Raw genomic sequence first — 20213 nt, 5'->3', positions numbered from 1 at the left:
GTGCGGCCTGCGCGTCAGCGCTTCTTCCGGCTGACCACCGCGGCGAGCGCGCCGCCGGCCGCACCGAGGGCCAGGGCCGTCGGGACGCCGATCTTTGCGGCCTTGCGGCCGGTCCGGTAGTCACGGATCTCCCAGCCCCGGTTCCTCGCGACCTCCTTGAGGTCGGCGTCCGGGTTGATCGCGACCGCGGTGCCGACGAGCGAGAGCATCGGCACGTCGTTGTGGCTGTCGGAGTAGGCGGTGCAGCGCTTGAGGTTCAGGCCCTCGCGGACCGCGAGGGTGCGCACCGCGTGCGCCTTGCCCGCGCCGTGCAGGATGTCGCCGACGAGCCGTCCGGTGAACTTGCCGTCCTCGGATTCGACGACGGTGCCGAGCGCGCCGGTCAGACCGAGGCGTTTCGCGATCACCTGCGCCAGTTCCACCGGGGTCGCGGTCACGAGCCACACCTGCTGGCCGGCGTCGAGGTGCATCTGCGCGAGGGCCCGGGTGCCGGGCCAGATCTTGTCGGCGATCAGCTGGTCGTAGATCTCCTCGCCGAGGCGGGTGAACTCGGCGGTCTCCCGGCCGGCGATGAACGCGAGGGCCTTCTCCTTGCCGGACGCGACGTCGTCGCTGTTCTCCTTGCCGGTGACCCGGAACTTGAGCTGCTGCCACCCGAAGCGGGCCATGTCCGAGAGAGAGATGTAGTTGCGGGCGGCGAGGCCGCGGGCGAAATGGATGATCGAGGCGCCCTGCACCATCGTGTTGTCGACGTCGAAGAACGCGGCGGCGGTCAGGTCGCGGGGGACCTGGGGTTCGCCCTCGGTGGGCTCGATGCCGGTCTCGACCGCGGCGGCCTCCGCTTCCTGGAGGGCGAGGGCGGCGTCCGCGCTGGCTTCGCCGGCCAGGTTTGCCCGCAACTGTGCGTCGGTCGGTCCCAGCGGGTTGCGCTTGCGGCGCATGCGGGACCAGCCGGTCCCCACACCCGATCCGATCGGCCCTGTCAGCCCAGGCACTCGCACCTCCTGTGGTTGGCGATCCGGGGTAACCCTAACCCCCGTCCCGGGCGTGCACCGGGCGGACCGACTCGGGGACGACGGCGCTGTGACATCCGTCTCGGACGGCCGGGCCCGTCCGGATGGCAAGGTGGACGCATGACGGCTTCGACGCACACGATCACCCTCCTCACGCGCGCCGGTTGCGGCTCCTGTGCAGTGGCGTGGGAGCAGCTGGTGCCGTTGTGTGAGGAATTCGGCATTCCGCTCGAATCCGTCGACGTCGACGAGGCGGCGGCGGTGGATCCCGAACTCCGGGCCGAGTACGGCGACCGGCTGCCGGTCGTGCTTCTCGACGGCCGCGAGCACAGTTACTGGGAGGTTGACGAAGTTCGGCTGCGGTCGGATTTGACAATCTGAGGTCCGCCTGCGCGCCGCGACATCGGGTCGCTGCGCAGGTCGCAGCGTGTTGCGCGACTTTGTGCAGGGCTTCACAAGCGGTTACCGTGGGTGGGAACGTCCCCCCGGATCAATGTGAACTCCGGTCGTGTGCATGGCCGGACGAGGAGCCACCGAAGTGACCGAACAGCACCAGCCGCATGGGTACTCCGCCCGTGGCGTCGCCGGGGCTGATTCGGCCCGGCGTGCCGAGGCGGCCTCCTCGGGAACTCGGGCGGATTCCGTCTCCTCGGGAACTCGGGCGGATTCGACTGTGCGTGATCTGCCGCAGGCCACCGTCACCCGGCTCGCCAGCTATCTGCGGGTGCTCGGCGTGATGGCCGACGACGGCACGCTGATCGTGTCGAGCGAGGAGCTCGCGTCCGCGGCCGGGGTCGGGTCTGCGATGTTGCGCAAGGACCTGTCGTTCCTCGGGCCGAACGGGGTCCGGGGCGTCGGCTACGACGTGACCCGGCTGCGTGCCCGGATCGAGTCCGCGCTCGGTCTCGACCAGGGGCACCGCGTGGTGCTCGTCGGGGCGGGAAACCTGGGGCAGGCGTTGGCGCGGTACGGCGGGTTCGGGCGGCGCGGGTTCACGATGGTCGGCCTGTTCGATCGGGACCCGGAGCGGATCGGCACCGACGTCGACGGCCTGACCGTGCGCGACGTCGCCGAGCTCGAGTCCGCGTGCCGGGAACTCGGCGCGACGATCGGGGTCGTGGCGACCCCGGACGAGGCCGCGCAGCAGGTGTGCGACCGCCTGGTCGGCGCCGGTGTCCGGTGCATTCTCAGCTTCGCCTCCTCCTCGGTGGAGGTACCGCCGCACGTGGAGGTCGGGCGGGTGGACCTCGCGGTGGAGATGCAGGTTCTTTCATTCCGGAGTGCCCGCAACGCGGAGTCCGATCACGGCACCGCCGTGGCGTCCGATCACGGCACCGCCGTGGCGTCCGATCACGGCACCGCCGTGGCCGCGGTGGGCGGCGCCCGGTCGACTTCGACCGGGCTGGGTTCGACAAAGAATGGATCGGTGATCGCACCGTGAGTGTTCTCCTGGTCGGGATTTCGCATCGCAGCGCTCCCGTCTCCGTGCTCGAGCGGGTCGCGGTCGCCGACACCGACCGGCCGAAGCTGATCGACAAGCTGCAGGGTTCCGCGCACATCTCGGAGTCGATGATCGTCTCGACGTGCAACCGTGTGGAGATCTACGCCGTCGTCGACGCGTTCCACGGCGCGCTCGCGGACGTCGGCGAACTGCTCGCCGATCACTCCGGTCTCGAACTGAACGACCTCACCAAGCACGCGTACGTCCGCTACAGCGAGGCCGCGGCCGAGCACCTGTTCGCCGTCGCCAGCGGACTGGACTCGATGGTCATCGGTGAGCAGCAGATCCTCGGTCAGATCCGCACCGCGTACGCGGTGTCCGACTCCCAGAAGGCCGCGGGCCGCGCGCTGCACGAGCTGGCGCAGCAGGCGCTGCGCGTCGGCAAGCGGGTGCACACCGAGACCGGGATCGACCGCGCCGGCGCGTCGGTGGTGTCGGTGGCACTCGACCGGGCCGCGGCGGTCCTCGGTGCACCGGAGCACGGCGGGAGCGGGCTCACGGGCAGGACGGCGGTGGTCGTCGGCGCCGGGTCGATGGGTGGGCTGTCGGTCGCGCACCTGACCCGGAACGGGATCGGGCGTGTCGTCGTCGCGAACCGGACCCGGGAACGCGCCGAGCACCTCGCCGACACCGTGCGCGCCGCCGGGGTGGACGCCGCGACCGTCGAACTCTCCGACCTGGCGACGGCGGTGGCCGAGGCGGACGTGATGGTCGCGTGTACCGGCGCGGTCGGTGCGGTGGTCACCCTCGCCGACGCGCACATCGCGCTCGCGTCCCGCAATTCCGCGCAGCGGCCGCTGGTGATCTGCGACCTGGGGTTGCCCCGGGACGTCGAGCCGGCCGTCGCGGGCCTGCCGGGCGTGACCCTGCTCGACATCGCGACGATGAAGTCCGACCCGGGTGCGGGTGCCGCGGCGGCCGATGCGGACGCCGCCCGGGAGATCGTCGCCGGCGAACTCGCGACGTACCTGGCCGGCCAGCGGCTCGCCGAGGTCACCCCGACCGTGACGGCGCTCCGCCAGCGTGCGGCCGAGGTGGTCGAGAGCGAACTGCTGCGGCTCGAGTCCCGGCTGCCGGGGCTCGACGATCCGCAGCGCGACGAGGTGGCCCGCACCGTGCGCCGCGTCGTCGACAAGTTGCTGCACGCTCCGACCGTGCGGGTCAAGCAGCTCGCGACCACCCCCGGTGGCGACGCCTACGCGGCCGCGCTGCGGGAACTGTTCGAACTGGCTCCCGGGCGCGCCGAGGCGGTCGCGACCCCGATGGAGATGCGGGCCGTCGTGCTCGCCGACGACATCGCATCTGCCGGTGGCGACGCCGCCGGTACCTGGTGGAAGGGGATGCAGGCATGAATGCGGCCGCACCCTCCGCGCCCGAGACCGAGGTGGCGCGCACGACCCTGCGGATCGGTACCCGCGGCAGCCTGCTGGCCACCACGCAGGCCGGGACGGTCCGGGACGCGCTGATCGCGGCCGGGCACCCCGCCGAGCTGGTGATCATCACGACCAAGGGCGACGTCACCGCCGGCCCGGTGCAGCGCATCGGGGTGGGTGTCTTCGTCGCCGAGCTGCGCGAGGCGCTGCTGGCCGGGGACGTCGACGTGGCCGTGCACTCGTACAAGGACCTGCCGACCGTGCAGCCCGCCGACCTCGTGGTCGCCGCGGTGCCGCCGCGGGAGGATCCGCGGGACGCGCTGGTCGCCCGCGACGGTCTGGTTCTCGGTGAGCTGCCGCCCGGCTCGAAGGTCGGGACCTCCGCGCCGCGCCGCCGCGCCCAGCTGCGTGCGCTGGGCCTGGGACTGGACATCCAGCCGCTGCGGGGCAACATCGACACCCGCCTCGGCAAGGTCGAGTCGGGGGAGCTGGACGCGATCGTCATCGCCCGGGCCGGGTTGTCCCGGATCGGGCGTCTCGACGCGATCACCGAGTCGCTCGAGCCCGTGCAGATGCTGCCCGCGCCGTCGCAGGGTGCGCTCGCCGTCGAGTGCCGCGCCGACAACCCGGCGCTGATCGCGGTCCTCGCGGAACTCGACGACGCCGCGTCCCGCGCGGCGGTGGTGGCCGAACGTGCGCTGCTCGCCGAACTCGAGGCCGGATGCACCGCGCCGGTCGGCGCGATCGCCGAGGTCGTCGAGTCGATCGACGACGACGGCCGGGTCTTCGACGAGCTGTCGGTGCGTGGGTGCGCGGCCGCCCTGGACGGATCGGACTCGATCCGGGCCTCCGCGGTCGGATCGCCCGCGCACGCGGAGGAGCTGGGCCGGGCCGTGGCCCGCGAGCTTCTCGACCTGGGGGCGCGCGAGCTGATGGTCGCCGCCGACGCCGAGGACGGTTCCTCCGATGACTGACCTGTGGCTTTTCCGTGAGCCGCGCCGCCCCACCGGGCAGTGGCGATCGAAACGAAGCGCGCGACCACCGCGCGGCGACCTGCTCGCCTTCCCCTCAGCACCCGTCACCACCGGCATTTTGAACGCACTGGAGAACAACCGATGAGCCGAGTCCGCAAGAACACCCCCGGACGGATCCTGTTCGTGGGATCGGGCCCGGGTGACCCCGCTCTGCTCACCGTCCGCGCCCGGGACGTCCTCGCGAACGCGACGCTGGCGTTCACCGACCCCGACGTCGACCGGGGTGTCACCGCGCTGGTCGGGACCGCGCTGCGGGTCAAGGGCGTCGTGGAGGATCCGGAGCATCCGATCTCCGAGGTCCGGCCGGCGCTCGGCGAGCCCGCCGAGGTGGCGAAGACCCTGGTCCAGGAGGCGAAGGCCGGTCACGACGTGGTGCGCCTGGTCTCCGGTGACCCGCTGACCACCGACTCGGTGATCGCCGAGGTCAACGCCGTGGCCCGCACCCAGGTCGTGTTCGAGATCCTGCCGGGTCTGCCCGCCGGTTCCGCGGTGCCGAGCTACGCCGGTATGGCGCTCGGCTCCGGGCACACCGAGGCCGACGTGCGCGGCGAGGTGGACTGGGCCGCGCTGGCCGCGTCGCCCGGTCCGCTGGTGCTGCACGCGAGCGCCGCGCACCTGGCCGAGACGGCGAGCGCGCTGGTCGAGCACGGCCTGGCCCCGCAGACCCCGGCCGCGATCACGGTCCGTGGCACCACCCGTCAGCAGCGCACGGTCGAGGCGACCCTCGCGACTCTGAACGAGGCGGGCTCGGAGCTGGTCGGGTCGCTGATCGTGACGATCGGCAAGGTGGTCGCGCACCGCAACAAGATGTCGTGGTGGGAGTCGCGTGCCCTGTACGGCTGGACGGTGCTGGTGCCGCGCACCAAGGAGCAGGCGAGCGAGATGAGCGACCGCCTGGTCACCCACGGCGCCATCCCGATCGAGGTGCCGACGATCGCGGTCGAGCCGCCGCGCAGCCCCGCGCAGATGGAGCGCGCGGTCAAGGGCCTGGTCGACGGTCGCTACCAGTGGGTGGTGTTCACCTCCACCAACGCGGTCCGGGCGGTGTGGGAGAAGTTCGAGGAGTTCGGTCTCGACGCCCGCGCGTTCTCGGGCGTGAAGATCGCGTGCGTCGGGCAGGCCACCGCGGACAAGGTGCGCAGCTTCGGCATCAACCCGGAGCTGGTGCCGGCGGGTGAGCAGTCGTCCGAGGGACTGCTGGCCGAATTCGCGCCGTACGACGACGTTTTCGACCCGGTCAACCGGGTGCTGCTGCCGCGTGCCGACATCGCGACGGAGACCCTCGCCGAGGGTCTGCGCCAGCGGGGCTGGGAGATCGACGACGTGACCGCATACCGGACGGTGCGGGCGGCGCCGCCGCCGGCGGAAACCCGCGAGATGATCAAGACCGGCGGCTTCGACGCGGTGTGCTTCACCTCGTCGTCGACGGTCCGGAACCTGGTCGGTATCGCCGGAAAGCCGCACGCGCGCACCATCGTTGCGTGCATCGGCCCGAAGACGGCGGAGACCGCGATCGAGTTCGGCCTGCGGGTGGACGTGCAGCCGGAGACGGCGCAGGTCGGTCCGCTGGTCGAGGCGCTCGCCGAGCACGCCGCCCGGCTGCGCGCCGAGGGCGCCCTGCCGCCTCCGCGCAAGAAGTCCCGCAGGCGCTGACGCGCACACGTCGACCGAAAAGGGAGGCCCCTTGTTCCCGGCCGAACGACCCCGTCGCCTGCGCGGCACCAAGGCGCTGCGCCGACTTGTCGCCGAGACGTCGTTGGAGCCACGGCATCTGGTGCTGCCGATGTTCGTCGCGGACGGCATCGACTCCCCGCGGGAGATCACGTCGATGCCCGGCGTGTACCAGCACACCCTCGACACCCTGCGCGCCGCCGCGACCGACGCGGTGCGGGCCGGGGTCGGCGGGCTGATGCTGTTCGGCGTTCCGCGGCCGGAGGACAAGGACGCGCGCGGGTCGGGAGCGACCGACCCGGACGGCATCCTCAACCGCGGGTTGCGGGCGCTGCGCGACGAACTCGGCGACGACACCGTCCTGATGGCCGACACCTGTCTGGACGAGTTCACCTCGCACGGGCACTGCGGCGTGCTGACCGCCGGTGGCGCCGTCGACAACGACGCCACGCTGACGCGGTACGTGGACATGGCTGTCGCGCAAGCGGAGTCGGGTGCGCACCTGCTCGGTCCGAGCGGGATGATGGACGGCCAGGTCGCGGCGATCCGGGAGGGTCTCGACGACGCCGGCCACGCCGACACCGGCATTCTGGCGTACTCGGCGAAGTACGCGTCCGCGTTCTACGGTCCGTTCCGGGAGGCCGTGGGGTCGTCGCTCGAGGGGGACCGGCGCACCTACCAGCAGGATCCGGCGAACCGGCGCGAATCGCTGCGGGAGGTCGACCTGGACCTCGACGAGGGCGCGGACCTCGTGATGGTCAAGCCCGCGATGAGCTATCTGGACGTGCTGCGCGAGGTCGCCGACATGTCCACGGTCCCGGTTGCGGCGTACCAGATTTCGGGCGAGTACTCGATGATCACCGCCGCTGCGCAGAACGGTTGGATCGACCGGGACGCGGCGGTTCTGGAGTCGTTGCTGAGCATCCGCCGGGCGGGTGCGGACGTGGTGCTCACCTATTGGGCCGCCGAAGCGGCGGGCTGGTTGTGACCGCGCCGCCCCCGGGCCCGGGGCCGTCACCGGCCGCACCGCCGCCCGGGGCGCCGTGGCCGCCCGGCGGGACCGGCCCCCAGCAGTACGGGCCCCCGCCGTTCGGTCCGCCGCCCCAGCCGCCGCGACCGGAGCCGCCGGTGGACGTCGTGACCGCCTTCCAGTTGTTGTGCGCTGTGGCCGCGCTCGGTGTGGTCAACATGATCGCGACCCTGCTCGCCGTGTACTCCGACCGCGCCTCCTACGTCGACCAGCTGCTGCGCGACGTCGCGGCGCAGGACGCGGGCGTCGAGATCGGCCGGGACACCGCCGAGGCCCTGCTGATGGTGGGTCTGGGGTTGACCGCGTTGGTCGGATTCGCCGTGACGGCGCTGTACCTGCTGTTCGTGTTCAAGATGCGGGCCGGTCGCAACTGGGCGCGGATGCTGGTCACGATGATCGGTGTGATCATGGTGTTCTTCGCGATTCCGGCCCTGTTCGGCCTGGGCGCCGGAAGCGGCGCCGCCGCGATGGTCGCGGGTGGGGCCGGGATCCTGCAGGCCGTGCTCGCGGTCGGGGCGGTCGTGCTGATGCACCGCGGCGACGCCAATCGGTACTTCCTTCCGGGTCTGCAGTGACGCCGGCGGACGAGCGGGGCGCGCGGCCGCGCGCGGTCGACGTCGCGTACTGGCTGTGGCTGGTGTGCGCGGGTCTGCTGGTGCTGCTCGGGTTGCTGTCGTTGACGGCGTCGGGTGCCGCGGTGCGCGAACAGCTCCTCGCGAACGGCGCCGACCCCGGTGACGTCGACGCGCTGGTGACGTTGCTGCGCGGTTCGGGCGCCCTGGCGCTCGCGGTGGGAGTCGGGACCGGCTTCCTGGCCGGTCCGGTTCGGGCCGGCGATCCGCGGTTCCGGCGGGCCGAGGTCGCGTTGTCCGCCGTGTACGCGGCAGTTCAGCTGGTGGCGCTGGCCTTCGGGGTGGGGCAGTTGCCGACGATGCTGGTCGCCGTCGGGATGCTCGTGGCCGCCGTGCTGGTGTACCTGCGCTCCGCGGCGGGCTGGTTCGTTCGTGGCTGACGCCCCGGCGGTGTTCGCCGAGCCGGGTGGCCGGTGGCGCACGGTGGCGTACGGACCGGTGCTGTGCCTGGTGGTGCTGATCTCGGACCTGGTCATCGGCGCCGGCGTGCACGTGTTCGGGCTGGCGTTGTTCGCCGTGCTGCTGGCCGCGCTGGTGGCGGTGCAGGTGGCGGCCGCCCGCACCCACGCGAGCGTCGAGGTCGCCGGCGACACCCTGCGATGCGGACGAGAGAGCGTGCCGCTCGCCGAGGTGGCGCAGGTGCTGCCCCCGGCGGATCCGGCGGCCGAGGACCTCGAGCCGTGGGAGGCGGCACGGGCACTCGGGGACCTGTCGGGAGTGCCGCGCCGGCGGACGCCGGTCGGGTTGCGGATGGCCGACGGCACGCTGGTCCGGGCGTGGGCCCGCGACGGTGACGGCCTGCGGGCGGCGCTCGGGGCGGCGGTGGACGATGTCGAGGGGAGCGGCTCGTGAGCGGTCGGGGACGCAGCATCGCCGATCTGGGCCTGGCGGTGGTCGCACTGGTGGCCGCGGTGTGGTGTTGGTCGCGTGCGGTGACCACGTCCGAGTACGCGCCGATCGCGGAGGGGGCGCCGGCGTTCACGGCGACGCACTACTCGGGTCCGTGGATCGCGGCCGCGTCCGCGGCGGTGATCGTCGCCGGTCTGGCCGTGCTCGACGCGTGGCGGCGCCGGTAGGGCACCCCTGGCGTCAAGTACCCATGGGGGGTATGCTATGGGCATGAACGGTTACACGCCCGAGAAGGACGCCCTGCTCAAGCGGCTGCGCCGCATCGAGGGGCAGGTCGCGGGCATCGCGCGCATGGTCGACGACGATCGCTACTGCATCGACATCCTCACTCAGGTGTCGGCGGTCACGAGTGCGCTGCAGTCGGTGTCGCTCAAGCTGCTCGACGAGCACCTGTCGCACTGCGTCGTCGAGGCCGCGCGCAAGGGTGGACCCGAGGCGGATGCGAAGGTCAAGGAGGCCTCCGACGCGATCGCCCGCCTCGTCAAGTCGTAGAACGGGAGGCACCGTGCAGACCACCTACACCGTCACCGGAATGACCTGCCGGCACTGCGTCGCGTCGGTGACCGAGGAGGTCTCGGAGATCGCCGGCGTCATCGGGGTCGCCGTCGACCTCGACAGCGGCCGGGTCGACGTCACCAGCGACACCCCGCTCGACCGGGCCGCGGTGGCCGCGGCAGTCGAAGAGGCGGGCTACGAGCTGGCGCCGTGAGCACCGACGTCTCCGTGGCCGCCGACGGTGTCGACCTCGACATCGGCGGGATGACCTGCGCGTCGTGCGCGAATCGCATCGAACGCAAACTCGGCAAGCTCGACGGGGTCACCGCGACGGTGAACTTCGCGACCGAGCGTGCGCACGTCGTCCATCCGGCGGCGGTGTCCGTCGCGGATCTCGTCGCCGCCGTCGAGGCGGCCGGCTACACCGCGTCGGAGGTGCCGCAGGAACCGGAACCGGTCCCCGCGCACAGTGATTCGCTCGGCGTCCGGCTCGTCGTGTCCGCGATTGCCGCCGTGCCGGTGGTCGCGTTGTCGATGGTGCCTGCGCTGCAGTTCGACGGCTGGCAGTGGATCTGCCTCGCGCTGACGACGCTGGTCGTGTTCTGGGGCGGGTTCCCGTTCCACCGGGCGGCATTCGTCAACGCCCGGCACGGAGCATCGACGATGGACACCCTCGTCTCGCTCGGCACCCTCGCCGCGTACGGCTGGTCGCTGTGGGCGTTGGTCTTCGGCACCGCCGGGCGGATCGGGACGACCCACGAATTCGGCCTGACGCTGGGTGCCCACGACCCGTCGAGTCAGATCTACCTCGAGGTCGCGGCCGCGGTGACGGTGTTCCTGCTCGCCGGGCGCCACGCCGAGGCCAAGGCGAAACGCCGCGCCGGGGCGGCGCTGCGGTCGCTGCTCGAGGTCGGCGCCAAGGACGTCACCCTGCTCGACGGGGACACCGAGACCCGAATCCCGGTGGGTCGCCTGCGGGTCGGTGATCGCTTCGTGGTCCGTCCCGGGGAGAAGGTCGCGACCGACGGTGTCGTGGTCCGCGGCCGAGCCGCGCTGGACACCTCGACGATCACCGGCGAGTCGGTTCCGGTCGACGTCGCGGCGGGCGACCCGGTCGTCGGCGGCACCGTGAACACCGACGGACACCTGGTCGTACGCGCCGAGAAGGTCGGCGCCGACACCCAGCTCGCTCACATCGCACGACTGGTCACCGAGGCACAGAACGGCAAGGCCGCGGTGGCGCGGCTCGCGGACCGGGTGTCCGCGGTGTTCGTCCCGGTGGTGCTGGTGCTCGCCGCGGCCACCCTGGCCGGCTGGCTGGTCACCGGGCACGCCGCCACCCAGGCGTTCACCGCCGCCGTCGCCGTCCTGATCGTCGCGTGCCCGTGTGCCCTCGGACTGGCAACGCCGACAGCGCTTCTCGTCGGCACCGGGCGCGGTGCCCAACTCGGCATCCTGATCCGCGGGCCCGAGGTGCTCGAACAGACCAAGCGGATCGACACCGTCGTCCTCGACAAGACCGGCACCGTCACCACCGGCACGATGGCCGTGCGCCGGGTCGTCGCCGCGGACGGGGAGGACCCGGACCGGGTGCTGGCTCTCGCCGCCGGCGTCGAGTCCGCGTCCGAGCACCCGGTGGCGCGGGCGATCGCCGCCGCGGGGAGGGCGTCGGCGGTCACCGACTTCGAGAACCGTGCCGGGCGCGGCGTCGTCGGCACCGTCGACGGACTGCGGGTCGCGGTCGGCAAACCCGAACACCCGGCGCCACCGGAGCTCGCCGAGGTGTTCGCGTCCGGTGACACCGCGGTCGCGGTGTCGTGGGAGGGGGCGGTGCGCGGCGCGATCACCGTCGCCGACGCCGTGAAGGAGTCGAGCGCCGAGGCGATCACCCGGATCCGAGCGCTGGGAATGGACCCGGTGCTGCTCACCGGGGACGGCGAGGCGGTCGCGCGGCGGGTCGCCGCCGAGGTCGGCATCGAGCGGGTGATCGCCGGGGTGCTGCCGGACGAGAAGGCCGCCGTCGTCACGCGACTGCAGAGCGAGGGACGGGCGGTCGCGATGGTCGGGGACGGCGTGAACGACGCCGCCGCGCTCGCGACCGCCGACGTCGGGCTCGCGATGGGCACCGGCACGGACGCCGCGATCGAGGCCGGTGACCTGACGTTGGTGCGCGGCGACCTGCGGTCGGTGCCGCAGGCGATGCGGCTCGCCCGGGCCACCCTGAACACGATCAGGGCCAACCTGTTCTGGGCGTTCGCCTACAACGTCGCCGCGATCCCGCTCGCCGCGCTCGGTCTGCTCAATCCGATGATCGCCGGTGCCGCGATGGCCGCGTCGTCGTTGTTCGTCGTGGGTAACAGCCTGCGGCTGCGCCGCTTTCGCTGAGTCGGTCCGGAACACCCCGATCCGGTTCGGCCGACACCGGACCGTGCGGTGAGCTGTAGGCTGCGCACGGCAGGTCGGTGACGGACGGGGAGGAACGCTGTGGGTGTCTGGGGTCCGGGGAATTTCGAGAGCGACACGGTGGCCGACGGGTTGGGTGAGCTGACGGACCGGATCATCGGGGACATCGCCCAGCAGTACGACGGCGACTCCGACGACTCGGCGCTGGATCCGGACGAGTGGGGCGGGGAGATGGTGCCCGCCTGGCTCGAGCTCCTGGTCGACATCGTCGAGCGCCGGAGGGTGGGTGCGACCTTTCCCGCGGCGGCGGTGCTGACCGACTGGCGCGACCGGTACCTGCGCGTGTGGGACGGGTACATCGACGACCTCGATCCGGACGAGGACTACAAGGTCGCGCGACGTGCGGTGCTCGTCGGCACCTTCGATCGGGCGATCTCGCTCGCGGCGATCCGCGAGCAGGACTGAGTCCCGGCCGCCGGGTTCGACCTGCGCGGTCGAGGCGGAACCCGGCGCGACGGAGACCGGCTCAGGCGATGATGCCGAGCTGCTGCAGGTGCGTGACGTCGTCGCGGAGCCCCCAGTGCTCGACGACCCGGCCCCCGGGGGAGAACCGCATCCAGTGCATCTGCCGGAACCGGAAGGCGCGTCCGGTCGGCGCGTTGCCCATGAACTCGCCGAGATGTGTTCCCGCGTACCAGTTCCGGCCGACGACCACGTCGCCGGTCGCGACGAAGTCCTCGAAGTCGGTCCGGCCGTCGGGGAACGCGGTCCGGAGCATCGTCACCAGCGCCCGGAGCGGGGCCGTGCCGTGCCGGTGTGCCTCCGGCGCGGTGTGGTTGACCATGTTCGGGTCGAACAGCTCGTCGATCAACTCGAGCCGCCCGGCCCCGAAGATCTCGTCGTAGATCCGGCGCATCGTCGCGATGTTGCGGTCCGGGGCGGTGTGGGTGGGGGAGAGCGCGGAATTCGTCATGTGCTCATCGTGGTGAGCGGGTGCGGCGCCGGCCATCCCCACTGTCTGGGATTCCGGGCGCCGGTGGATAGCCTGCTGTGCATGGCTGCAGATCGTGGTGAACGACTGGTGCGTGAGGTGGTGCGGGTGACGCACCGGGGGCTGGGCCTCGACGAGTTGCGCGAGCAGTTCGACGGCGTGGTGCGCGGGTTCGTGCCCTGGGACGTGGCCGCCTGGTCGACGACGGATCCGGCGACGCTGCTGTTCACCAGCTGCGTGCTCAGTGGGCGCGCCGAGGACCCCGACGCCGAGGCCCGGCTGTTCGACAGCGAGTTCCGGGTCCCCGACGTGAACACCTTCGCCGACCTGGCCCGCTCGAACCCGCCGGTGGGGACCCTGCACGCCGCGACCGGGGGCCGGCTCGACCGCTCGGCGCGGTGGCGGACCATCCTCGGACCGATCGGCGTCACCGACGAGATCCGCGCCGCGTTCCTCGACGGGTCGAGCTGCTGGGGCACCCTGGTCGCGTACCGGATGGGTGGGGCGCCGTTCACCCCGGACGACGTGGCGCTGCTCGCGCGGATCGGTCCGCTGGTCGCCGACGGACTGCGGCGCGCGATGCTTCACACCGCGGCGGACCACGCGGTGGACGCGGTCGCGTCGCCGGGCATCGCGATCGTCGAACCGGACGGCACGCTCGGCGACGTCACCCCGCAGGCACAGCGGTGGCTGGCCGACATCGCGGAGGAGGACACGGTTCCCAGCGTGTTCCGGGCGGTGGCCGCCGCGGCCCGATCGGCCGCGGACGGTGCCGGCGACCGGCCCGCGCACGCGCGACTGGCCCGCCGCGGCGGCGGCTGGATCCTCGTGCACGGCTCGGTGCTGACGAGCTCCGGGCGGGTCGCGGTCATTCTCGAGGCGGCCACCGAGAACCACCTGTCGGACGTGCTGGTACGCGCCTACGGGCTGACGCCGCGCGAACGCGAGATCACCGAACTCGTGCTGCGCGGCGCCTCGACCGACGCGATCGCGAAGGCGCTGTTCATCTCGGCGTACACCGTGCAGGACCACGTGAAGTCGATTCTCGCGAAGGCCGAGATCCCCAGCCGCCGAGACCTTGTCGCCGCGCTGTACGGCAGGCACTACGCCCCGCTCACCGCCGCCGGTGCGATCCCGAGCCCGTACGGCTGGTATCTCGGGGCCTGACGCAGCTCGGCGACGCGGTCGAGTTCGTCCTCGGTCACCGGGCCGCCCATGCCCACGGCGCCCCGGGCGCGGCGGCCGGTGAGCCGGAGAGCCGGGGGCGCCGACACCGTCGTGTCGGGGCCTCGGTCGCCCGTCAGGCCGGAAGGTCCTTGACGTAGCGCCCCGGTGCGGGACCGAGGGGGTTCTCGATGTTGTCGGGCTCGGGAGAGGGCACACGCTCTCCCGACCTGCTGCCGACCCAGTCGGCCCACGCCTGCCACCAGGTGCCCGTGACGCGGTCCGCGTGATCGAGCCACTGTTGCGGGTCCGGGCCCGGCTTCCGTCCGGTCCAGTAGTGGGACTTCGGGTTCCCCGGCGGGTTGACGAGACTGGCGATGTGCCCGGAGTGGCTGAGCACGAACGTGGTGTCGTCCCCACCGAGCAACTGGGTGGTGCGGTAGCAGTTCTTCCACGCGGTGAGATGGTCGTCGATCGCACCGGACACGAAAGTCGGCAGCGTGACGGTCGACAGGTCGACGGGGGTGCCGAGCACCGTCACCGCGCCCGGCTTCGTCAGGTGATTGCCGCGGAAAAGGTCGAGGAACTGCGCGTGCAGGGCTCCGGGCAGGTTGGTTCCGTCGGCATTCCAGGCGAGGATGTCGAACGTGGGCGGCGTGCGGCCCATCAGATAGTTGTTGACGACGTAGTTGAACACCAGGTCGTCCGGACGCATCCAGGTGAAGGCACTGCCCATCTCGCGGGCGCTGATGATGCCGTTGCGCAACGAGCGGCGCCGGGCGAACGAGATGAGGTTCGGCGAGGCGAACGCGCCGAGCTGTTCCTTCTTCTCGAAATCGAGCATGGTGACCGCATAGGACATCGAATGCACCCGAGTGTCTCCGACGGCCGCAAGATGGTTGAGCAGGGTCGTTGCGATGATGCCGCCGGCGCAGAATCCGATGAGGTTGACGTCGTCGCTGCCGGTCTGCTCACGAACCGTGTCGATCGCGTCGGACACGCGCTGAGCGTAGGTGTCGAGATCCCAGTCGCGCTGCTCCTGCTGGGGGTTTCGCCACGAGAGCATGAACGTCTGCAGTCCTCGGGAAACCGCGTATTCGACGAAGCTGCGGCCGGGCCGCAGGTCGAGGAAGTAGTACCGCCCGATCGGCGGGGGCACCACCAGCACCGGGCGCGAGTGCACGGTGTCGGTGCTCGGGTGGTAGCGCAGCACTTCCGCCACGTCGTCTCGGGCCACCACCGAGCCGGGGGTGAGGGCCAGATCGCGGCCGACCTCGAAGGCCCCCGGCTCGACCATCGTCGGCATGCCGCCGTTGCGGCGCACATCGGTGGCGTAGTTCCGCACGCCTCGCACCAGGTTCATCCCCGCCGTGTCGAAGGTTTCCTTCACCGCGGCGGGGTTGGTCGGCAGGTAGTTGGTCGGAGCCAGGCCGCTGACGAGGATGCGTGAGAAGAACTCGAGCTGGTGTGCCCGGTCGGGGTCGGCGTACTGTCCGATCCCGACGGTGGCGCGGCCGATCTGCTGCGCGGACGCGAGGTAGGTCTGCTGGATGCGCCGATACAGCGGGTTCGTCGTCCACGCGGGATCGACCCAGCGACGATCCCCCTTCGGCGGTGTGAGCTCCGACTTGCCGACCGCGATCCGGGCGAACTCACCACCGAATCGGGCGGAGCACTCCGCGGCCACCTGCGCACCGCCGACCGCTGTACCGACCACTCCGGCCAGCCGGCCGAGGCGACGCCGCAGCCCGCTGTCCGGTATGGGAATTCCCATGTGCACCAACTCCTTTTGCTGCCGATCGGCGTGGGACCTCCGCAAGCTAGCAGCGGACGGAACTTACTCGCGCGTCTTGTCGAGTCCCGCGGCTCAGGCGGGCAGGTGATGCGGATCGTGGTGGTGCCCTTCGGATCGGGGCGCCGGAACCCGGCTCGCCGCAGTGGCGCCGGCGCGTGGGAGTCTGCGGATCAGCGGCCCGCGGCGCCCGGTCCGCGTGCGCCCGACCGGGCGGCGGTGAATGCGTCGGCGAACGTGGCGTGGCACGGCGCACCGGCCGCGGCCGGATCCACCCCGAGCGCCGCCCTCGTGTCCGGCCGGGCCGCGACCGTCAGGGCGAGTCCGTCGCCGCGTAGTCGGGCGGCCGCGGAACCGATCAACGCCGCCGCGCTGCGGTCGAGGTCGACGACCTCGAGCAGGTCGAGCACCACGCCCCGCCCGCATCTGACGGCCTCGTTCAGGACGTCGCCCAGTGTCGGGACGGTGGCGGCGTCGAGTCCCCCGGCGACGTGCAGGACCAGCGGTCCGCCGACCGGCTCGCCCACCTCGATGCGGAAGCCGGCGCTGCCCGTCTCGTCCGCGTCGAGGAACGACGACCGCACGGTGGCCGGTGGGTCGAAGATCGATCGAAGATATGTCAACGAACCCTCCCTTCCGGTACCGGACGGTCGGCTCTGACTCGCTCGGAAATCCGTCGCCGAGCCGGCGGTGTCTCCGCGGGCCGGACGGTCGGTGCCCTCCGCCGGGCCGCCGGGCCCGGCCCGGCGACCGCGACCCCGATCGCCGGCGACAGCATCACGGGCGGGTCGAGGACGTCGGCATTCACGCGGGCCGGCCCGGGGAGGAGTCGCCGGACATCCACCCGTATGCGGCGTCCACGCTCAGGCAGCGCAGGCCGGCGGCGTCGACGTCGTGCAGGATCCGCTCCTGCGCCGGTGAGCAGGACCCGCGCAGGACCGCGGTGGTCGCCACGACGCACCGCACCCCACCCCCGGCGGGGGTACGGGTGCACTCGAAGCCCTGCTGCATCGCCCATCCGCGCAGCGCCGCCCACTGCGCCACCTCGTCGGCGTCGGGGCTCCCGACGAACAACACTCGATTCTTGGGTGCGCTCACTCGAACTCCCTTTTCCTGCCGCGTCCGTGCGCGGAGCGCCCGTCCCGACCGGGTCCCACATCGGCGGGATCGGGTCGACGCGGGGCCGCCGACCGCGAGGTGGCTGTACCTCCGCGTCACACGAAAGTGATTGGTGTCACACATGTTTTCTATCGCGGGGCGCGGCGGACCGCCACTCGAACACGCCACGAGGCCCGCGTCACGAGGTCTGGTCCGGCAGCTGCACCGTCGTCACGCCCCGATGCGGTGGAGCGTCTCGGCGGGGTCGGGAACCGCGATCCGGCCCAGTCGAGCGGGACCGGGTTCGCTGCTCGTCGCGCGGGCCTCGCGGCACGCGCGTGGTCGTGCCGCATCCGGGAAGCGGTCGCGCTCCGATCGTTCGATGGTCGTCGTTCGGACGGCCCGCCGTCATTCCGGACGGCTGCGGCGGGACTCGGGCAGATCCGACACCCACAGCGGTTGGAGCATGTGCCAATCTGCGGGGTGTTCGGTGATGTTGGCGGCGAACCGATCCGCCAGCGCCTGTGTCGTGGCCGCCACCCCGGCCGACACGTCGAGCGGGGGCTCGATCTTGAAGCCCCACCCGGAGTCGGTGTTCCAGCAGTGCACGGGCAGCAGGGGCGCGCCGGTGTGGTCCGCCAGTTTCGCCGGTCCCGGGGGCATCCGGGTTTCCTCACCGAAGAACGAGACCGGTACCCCGTGCGCGGTCAGATCGCGCTCCGCCAGCAGACCGACGATCCTGCCCTCCCGTAACCGATCCGCGAGGGCCTCGAACGGGGGACGCTGTCCCCCGCTGACCGGCAGCACCTCGAAGCCCAGCTGCTCGCGGTAGCGGACGAACCGCCGGAACAGCGATTCGGGCTGGAGTCGCTCGGCCACGGTCGTGACCTTCCCGTGGTGGTGCACCAGCCATACTCCCGCCAGGTCCCAGTTGCCGCTGTGGGGGAGGGCGAGGACCGCGCCGTGGCCTCGCCTCACGGCCGCCTCGAGGTGCTCACGTCCCTGCACCGAGGCGTCGATCGATGCGGTGACCTGCGCCGGGTTCATCGACGGCAGCCGGAAGACTTCCTTCCAGTAGCGCGCGTAGGAACGCATGCTCGCGCGGATCATCTCGTGGGGCACGTCGGTCGGGGTCACGCGCAGGACCCGGGCCAGGTTGTGCCGCAACTGTTCCGGCCCGCTCTTGCGGGCAGCGATGTCGGCGCCGCAGTCGAACAGGTCCGTCGCGATCCGGGACGGAAGCGCGCGGACGACGTGCCACCCGGCGATGTAGCCGAGAGCGCTGACCCGTCCGGAGGATGCCACGGGTTTCGGCGGCCTTCCCGATCTTCTCGTTGCTGGTTGGCGCGGGGCAGGGTTCCCGGAAGATCCACTCCGGGTGCCCAGCCCGACAACACGACTGTAGACCCATCCGCTCCGGATCCGGGCGGCTCGAGGAAAGCCCACGCTGTGCCCGGAGCTGCTCGAGGTGGTTCGGGTCGCGTGCGCCACGGGATCCACTGGACCGGCGAAGCGATCGTGAGCACGCAACCGAGCTGCGCAGATGCCGCCACACAGGTCCGCTCGGCCGGCGGTGAGATCCGCATCGACACCGTGCCCGCACCCTGACCCTCGATCTCGTCGTCGCGTGGGGCCCGGGGTCGAACCGCGGTGGTGTCGGCGTCGACCCCGGTGAGGTGGCCCTGCGGCGTCACGCCGACCGGCTGTGTGTGTCTTCCTCGTGCGTCGAGTACCAGGCCAGTTCGTCGTGAGCGACGACGAACGTCCGGCGCATCACGGCCCGCGTCAGTGCGCCCACGGCTCGGGTCTGGAGGTCGAGGGCCGCGTCGGCGGTCGCCAATGCGAGCACCAGAGGTGTGCCGATCCAAAGCGGAATTCTCATGAATTCTCCTCGGGCTGCGTGGTCTCCGTCGGTGGCGAGGAGCCTGGTGGGTGGATCCGTGCGGCCCCGCCGACGCGGGGGCATTGTCGGCGGGGCCTACGCCGTCCATGGAGGGGGAGGTGGACGCCGCATTTTGACACTAGATGCCACAAGTCGTTACTCGCGCGTACGGAACCGGGTGGTTTGTCGGCGTCGCATGTGCGGCACGTCCGCAACGCCACCCCGCGACCGATCGGGCGCGCCCGGTGCTCGGCCGTGACCGCAACCCGTCATGGTGGGGGAACTCGACGAGCGGGCGTCACCGGCGGCGTCCCCCGCCGTCCGCGACCATCGACGTGCCGAGTGCGTCGACGGTGGCGAGCAATTCGCGCACCAGGGTGTCGCGCTCCGCCTTCGTGACGGCCGGTCGCAGCGGTCCGATCTGCAGTTCGTACGTGGCCTCGCCGCGGCTGTCGCGGACCGGGGCGATCAGGTAGCTCACCGGCAGGGGGGTGTCGCCGTCGAGTTCCGCGGTCGTGTACGGGTGCCCGCTGAGGCTCGCGATCAGTCCGAACACACGCTCGCGCAACGCCGTTCGGGTCGGATGCTCGGCGAGCAGTTCGACGACGTCCGCGAGCACGTCGAGCAGGTGTGCGTCGGTCTCACGCATCTGGAACACCGCGACCCCGGTCCGGCGGATCTGCGCGAGCAGTCGCTCCAACGCGTACCGCTGCGATTCGGGTGCGCCGCCCAGCCAGGCGTCCTGGCGGGTCTGCTCGGCATGGGCGATCACGGTGGCCCCGACGGGCGCGTGCAACGGCAGCCGCGTCCCCGCGGCGACGCCGGCGGGGATGCGCCCGCGCCCGCGGGTGACCTCCAGGAACGTCAGCTGCTCGCCCTGGACGACGCTCAGCGCCACCCCGCACCCGATCCGGTCGGCGAGTGCGGACAGCACGTCGGACACGCCGTCCGACAACGGAAGCGAGTCGCGCACCGCGTCCGCGACCCCGACGAGCCCGGGACCGAGGGTGTAGCTGCGGTCGGGTCCGCGCCGCACCCACCCGGCGTGCTCGAGCGCGGTCAGCACCGACGTGACCGTCGACCGGCTCAGCTCGAGACGTTCCGTCACCTCGGCGACCGAGCAGCCGCGGGGTTCGGCGGCGAGCAACTCGACGATCGCGACCACGCGGTCGGTCGGTGGGGAGTCGCCCCGACGCGGGAACTGGGTCTTGTCGTGATCCATGTC

General features: G+C 71.9%; 23 protein-coding genes. 15 read left to right on the top strand and 8 right to left on the bottom strand.

Annotated elements, in window-relative coordinates:
- Positions 1-14: 14 nt before the first annotated feature.
- Positions 15-941 (bottom strand): HAD family hydrolase, encoded by a 927-nt coding sequence (locus ABD951_RS22015; RefSeq protein ID WP_425569922.1) that lies wholly within the window; start codon positions 939-941, stop codon positions 15-17.
- Between the two features lie 192 nt (positions 942-1133).
- Between ABD951_RS22015 and ABD951_RS22010 the strand changes: the two genes are divergently transcribed.
- From ABD951_RS22010 to ABD951_RS21945, 14 genes are all read left to right on the top strand, one after another.
- On the top strand, positions 1134-1394 hold the full coding sequence (locus ABD951_RS22010; RefSeq protein WP_345350205.1) for a glutaredoxin family protein: 261 nt from the start codon (positions 1134-1136) through the stop codon (positions 1392-1394).
- A gap of 133 nt (positions 1395-1527) precedes the next feature.
- Entirely contained in the window at positions 1528-2454 is a 927-nt protein-coding gene (locus ABD951_RS22005; RefSeq protein WP_345350202.1) for a redox-sensing transcriptional repressor Rex, read from the top strand.
- Positions 2451-3866, top strand: a complete 1416-nt coding sequence (locus ABD951_RS22000) for a glutamyl-tRNA reductase (RefSeq protein ID WP_345350199.1) — start codon at positions 2451-2453, stop codon at positions 3864-3866. The genes ABD951_RS22005 and ABD951_RS22000 overlap by 4 nt, the downstream gene beginning before the upstream one ends.
- Positions 3863-4861 (top strand): hydroxymethylbilane synthase, encoded by a 999-nt coding sequence (gene hemC / locus ABD951_RS21995; protein ID WP_345350196.1) that lies wholly within the window; start codon positions 3863-3865, stop codon positions 4859-4861. The genes ABD951_RS22000 and hemC overlap by 4 nt, the downstream gene beginning before the upstream one ends.
- A 141-nt stretch (positions 4862-5002) precedes the next feature.
- On the top strand, positions 5003-6574 hold the full coding sequence (locus ABD951_RS21990) for a bifunctional uroporphyrinogen-III C-methyltransferase/uroporphyrinogen-III synthase (RefSeq protein ID WP_345350193.1): 1572 nt from the start codon (positions 5003-5005) through the stop codon (positions 6572-6574).
- Between the two features lie 31 nt (positions 6575-6605).
- Positions 6606-7580 (top strand): porphobilinogen synthase, encoded by a 975-nt coding sequence (gene hemB, locus ABD951_RS21985; RefSeq protein ID WP_345350190.1) that lies wholly within the window; start codon positions 6606-6608, stop codon positions 7578-7580.
- A 140-nt stretch (positions 7581-7720) separates the two neighbouring features.
- Positions 7721-8197, top strand: coding sequence for a hypothetical protein (locus tag ABD951_RS21980; RefSeq protein WP_345350187.1), 477 nt, complete (start codon positions 7721-7723; stop codon positions 8195-8197).
- On the top strand, positions 8194-8634 hold the full coding sequence (locus ABD951_RS21975) for a hypothetical protein (RefSeq protein ID WP_345350184.1): 441 nt from the start codon (positions 8194-8196) through the stop codon (positions 8632-8634). The genes ABD951_RS21980 and ABD951_RS21975 overlap by 4 nt, the downstream gene beginning before the upstream one ends.
- A complete protein-coding gene (locus ABD951_RS21970; protein WP_345350181.1) occupies positions 8627-9106 on the top strand; it encodes a hypothetical protein in 480 nt (159 codons plus the stop codon). The genes ABD951_RS21975 and ABD951_RS21970 overlap by 8 nt, the downstream gene beginning before the upstream one ends.
- A complete protein-coding gene (locus ABD951_RS21965; protein WP_345350178.1) occupies positions 9103-9330 on the top strand; it encodes a hypothetical protein in 228 nt (75 codons plus the stop codon). Before ABD951_RS21970 ends, ABD951_RS21965 begins: the two co-directional genes overlap by 4 nt.
- Before the next feature lie 43 nt (positions 9331-9373).
- The gene (locus tag ABD951_RS21960) at positions 9374-9655 is read left to right on the top strand and encodes a metal-sensitive transcriptional regulator (protein ID WP_345350175.1); all 282 of its coding nucleotides are present in this window, start codon (positions 9374-9376) and stop codon (positions 9653-9655) included.
- A gap of 40 nt (positions 9656-9695) precedes the next feature.
- The gene (locus ABD951_RS21955) at positions 9696-9872 is read left to right on the top strand and encodes a heavy-metal-associated domain-containing protein (RefSeq protein WP_345350704.1); all 177 of its coding nucleotides are present in this window, start codon (positions 9696-9698) and stop codon (positions 9870-9872) included.
- A complete protein-coding gene (locus tag ABD951_RS21950; protein ID WP_345350172.1) occupies positions 9869-12043 on the top strand; it encodes a heavy metal translocating P-type ATPase in 2175 nt (724 codons plus the stop codon). The genes ABD951_RS21955 and ABD951_RS21950 overlap by 4 nt, the downstream gene beginning before the upstream one ends.
- 99 nt (positions 12044-12142) lie before the next feature.
- Positions 12143-12526, top strand: a complete 384-nt coding sequence (locus ABD951_RS21945) for a DUF4259 domain-containing protein (protein WP_345350169.1) — start codon at positions 12143-12145, stop codon at positions 12524-12526.
- Between the two features lie 61 nt (positions 12527-12587).
- On the opposite strand, the gene ABD951_RS21940 is transcribed toward ABD951_RS21945, so the two are convergent.
- Positions 12588-13034, bottom strand: coding sequence for an ester cyclase (locus ABD951_RS21940; protein ID WP_345350166.1), 447 nt, complete (start codon positions 13032-13034; stop codon positions 12588-12590).
- Positions 13035-13115: 81 nt separating this feature from the next.
- Between ABD951_RS21940 and ABD951_RS21935 the strand changes: the two genes are divergently transcribed.
- A complete protein-coding gene (locus ABD951_RS21935; RefSeq protein WP_345350163.1) occupies positions 13116-14219 on the top strand; it encodes a helix-turn-helix transcriptional regulator in 1104 nt (367 codons plus the stop codon).
- A gap of 133 nt (positions 14220-14352) precedes the next feature.
- Here ABD951_RS21935 and ABD951_RS21930 read toward each other — a convergent pair whose 3' ends face one another.
- From ABD951_RS21930 to ABD951_RS21905, 6 genes are all read right to left on the bottom strand, one after another.
- Positions 14353-15990: a PHA/PHB synthase family protein gene (locus ABD951_RS21930; protein WP_345350160.1), complete on the bottom strand. Its 1638-nt coding sequence runs from the start codon at positions 15988-15990 to the stop codon at positions 14353-14355.
- Positions 15991-16181: 191 nt separating this feature from the next.
- Positions 16182-16631, bottom strand: a complete 450-nt coding sequence (locus ABD951_RS21925; RefSeq protein WP_345350157.1) for an STAS domain-containing protein — start codon at positions 16629-16631, stop codon at positions 16182-16184.
- A 181-nt stretch (positions 16632-16812) separates the two neighbouring features.
- A complete protein-coding gene (locus ABD951_RS21920) occupies positions 16813-17106 on the bottom strand; it encodes a hypothetical protein (RefSeq protein WP_345350154.1) in 294 nt (97 codons plus the stop codon).
- Positions 17107-17514: 408 nt separating this feature from the next.
- A complete protein-coding gene (locus ABD951_RS21915; RefSeq protein WP_345350151.1) occupies positions 17515-18411 on the bottom strand; it encodes a phosphatidylinositol mannoside acyltransferase in 897 nt (298 codons plus the stop codon).
- A 385-nt stretch (positions 18412-18796) separates the two neighbouring features.
- Positions 18797-18988, bottom strand: a complete 192-nt coding sequence (locus ABD951_RS21910) for a hypothetical protein (protein WP_345350148.1) — start codon at positions 18986-18988, stop codon at positions 18797-18799.
- Between the two features lie 298 nt (positions 18989-19286).
- Entirely contained in the window at positions 19287-20210 is a 924-nt protein-coding gene (locus ABD951_RS21905; protein WP_345350145.1) for an IclR family transcriptional regulator, read from the bottom strand.
- Positions 20211-20213 lie beyond the last annotated feature (3 nt).

The organism is Rhodococcus olei (assembly GCF_039540555.1).
Taxonomy (GTDB): Bacteria; Actinomycetota; Actinomycetes; order Mycobacteriales; family Mycobacteriaceae; genus Rhodococcus_G; species Rhodococcus_G olei.
The sequence above is the reverse complement of the archived record's forward strand: the minus strand, read 5'-3'. Positions and strand labels throughout refer to the sequence as shown.

What these genes read in the sequence shown, in the direction of transcription:
- ABD951_RS21960 (WP_345350175.1), top strand. Translation starts at nt 9,374, where the DNA reads ATGAACGGTTACACGCCCGAGAAGGACGCCCTGCTCAAGCGGCTGCGC.
- ABD951_RS21910 (WP_345350148.1), bottom strand. Translation starts at nt 18,988, where the DNA reads ATGAGAATTCCGCTTTGGATCGGCACACCTCTGGTGCTCGCATTGGCG.
- ABD951_RS21930 (WP_345350160.1), bottom strand. Translation starts at nt 15,990, where the DNA reads ATGGGAATTCCCATACCGGACAGCGGGCTGCGGCGTCGCCTCGGCCGG.
- hemC (WP_345350196.1), top strand. Translation starts at nt 3,863, where the DNA reads ATGAATGCGGCCGCACCCTCCGCGCCCGAGACCGAGGTGGCGCGCACG.
- ABD951_RS21990 (WP_345350193.1), top strand. Translation starts at nt 5,003, where the DNA reads ATGAGCCGAGTCCGCAAGAACACCCCCGGACGGATCCTGTTCGTGGGA.
- ABD951_RS22005 (WP_345350202.1), top strand. Translation starts at nt 1,528, where the DNA reads ATGGCCGGACGAGGAGCCACCGAAGTGACCGAACAGCACCAGCCGCAT.
- ABD951_RS21955 (WP_345350704.1), top strand. Translation starts at nt 9,696, where the DNA reads ATGACCTGCCGGCACTGCGTCGCGTCGGTGACCGAGGAGGTCTCGGAG.
- ABD951_RS22010 (WP_345350205.1), top strand. Translation starts at nt 1,134, where the DNA reads ATGACGGCTTCGACGCACACGATCACCCTCCTCACGCGCGCCGGTTGC.
- ABD951_RS22015 (WP_425569922.1), bottom strand. Translation starts at nt 941, where the DNA reads ATGCGCCGCAAGCGCAACCCGCTGGGACCGACCGACGCACAGTTGCGG.
- ABD951_RS21940 (WP_345350166.1), bottom strand. Translation starts at nt 13,034, where the DNA reads ATGACGAATTCCGCGCTCTCCCCCACCCACACCGCCCCGGACCGCAAC.
- ABD951_RS21935 (WP_345350163.1), top strand. Translation starts at nt 13,116, where the DNA reads ATGGCTGCAGATCGTGGTGAACGACTGGTGCGTGAGGTGGTGCGGGTG.
- ABD951_RS21905 (WP_345350145.1), bottom strand. Translation starts at nt 20,210, where the DNA reads ATGGATCACGACAAGACCCAGTTCCCGCGTCGGGGCGACTCCCCACCG.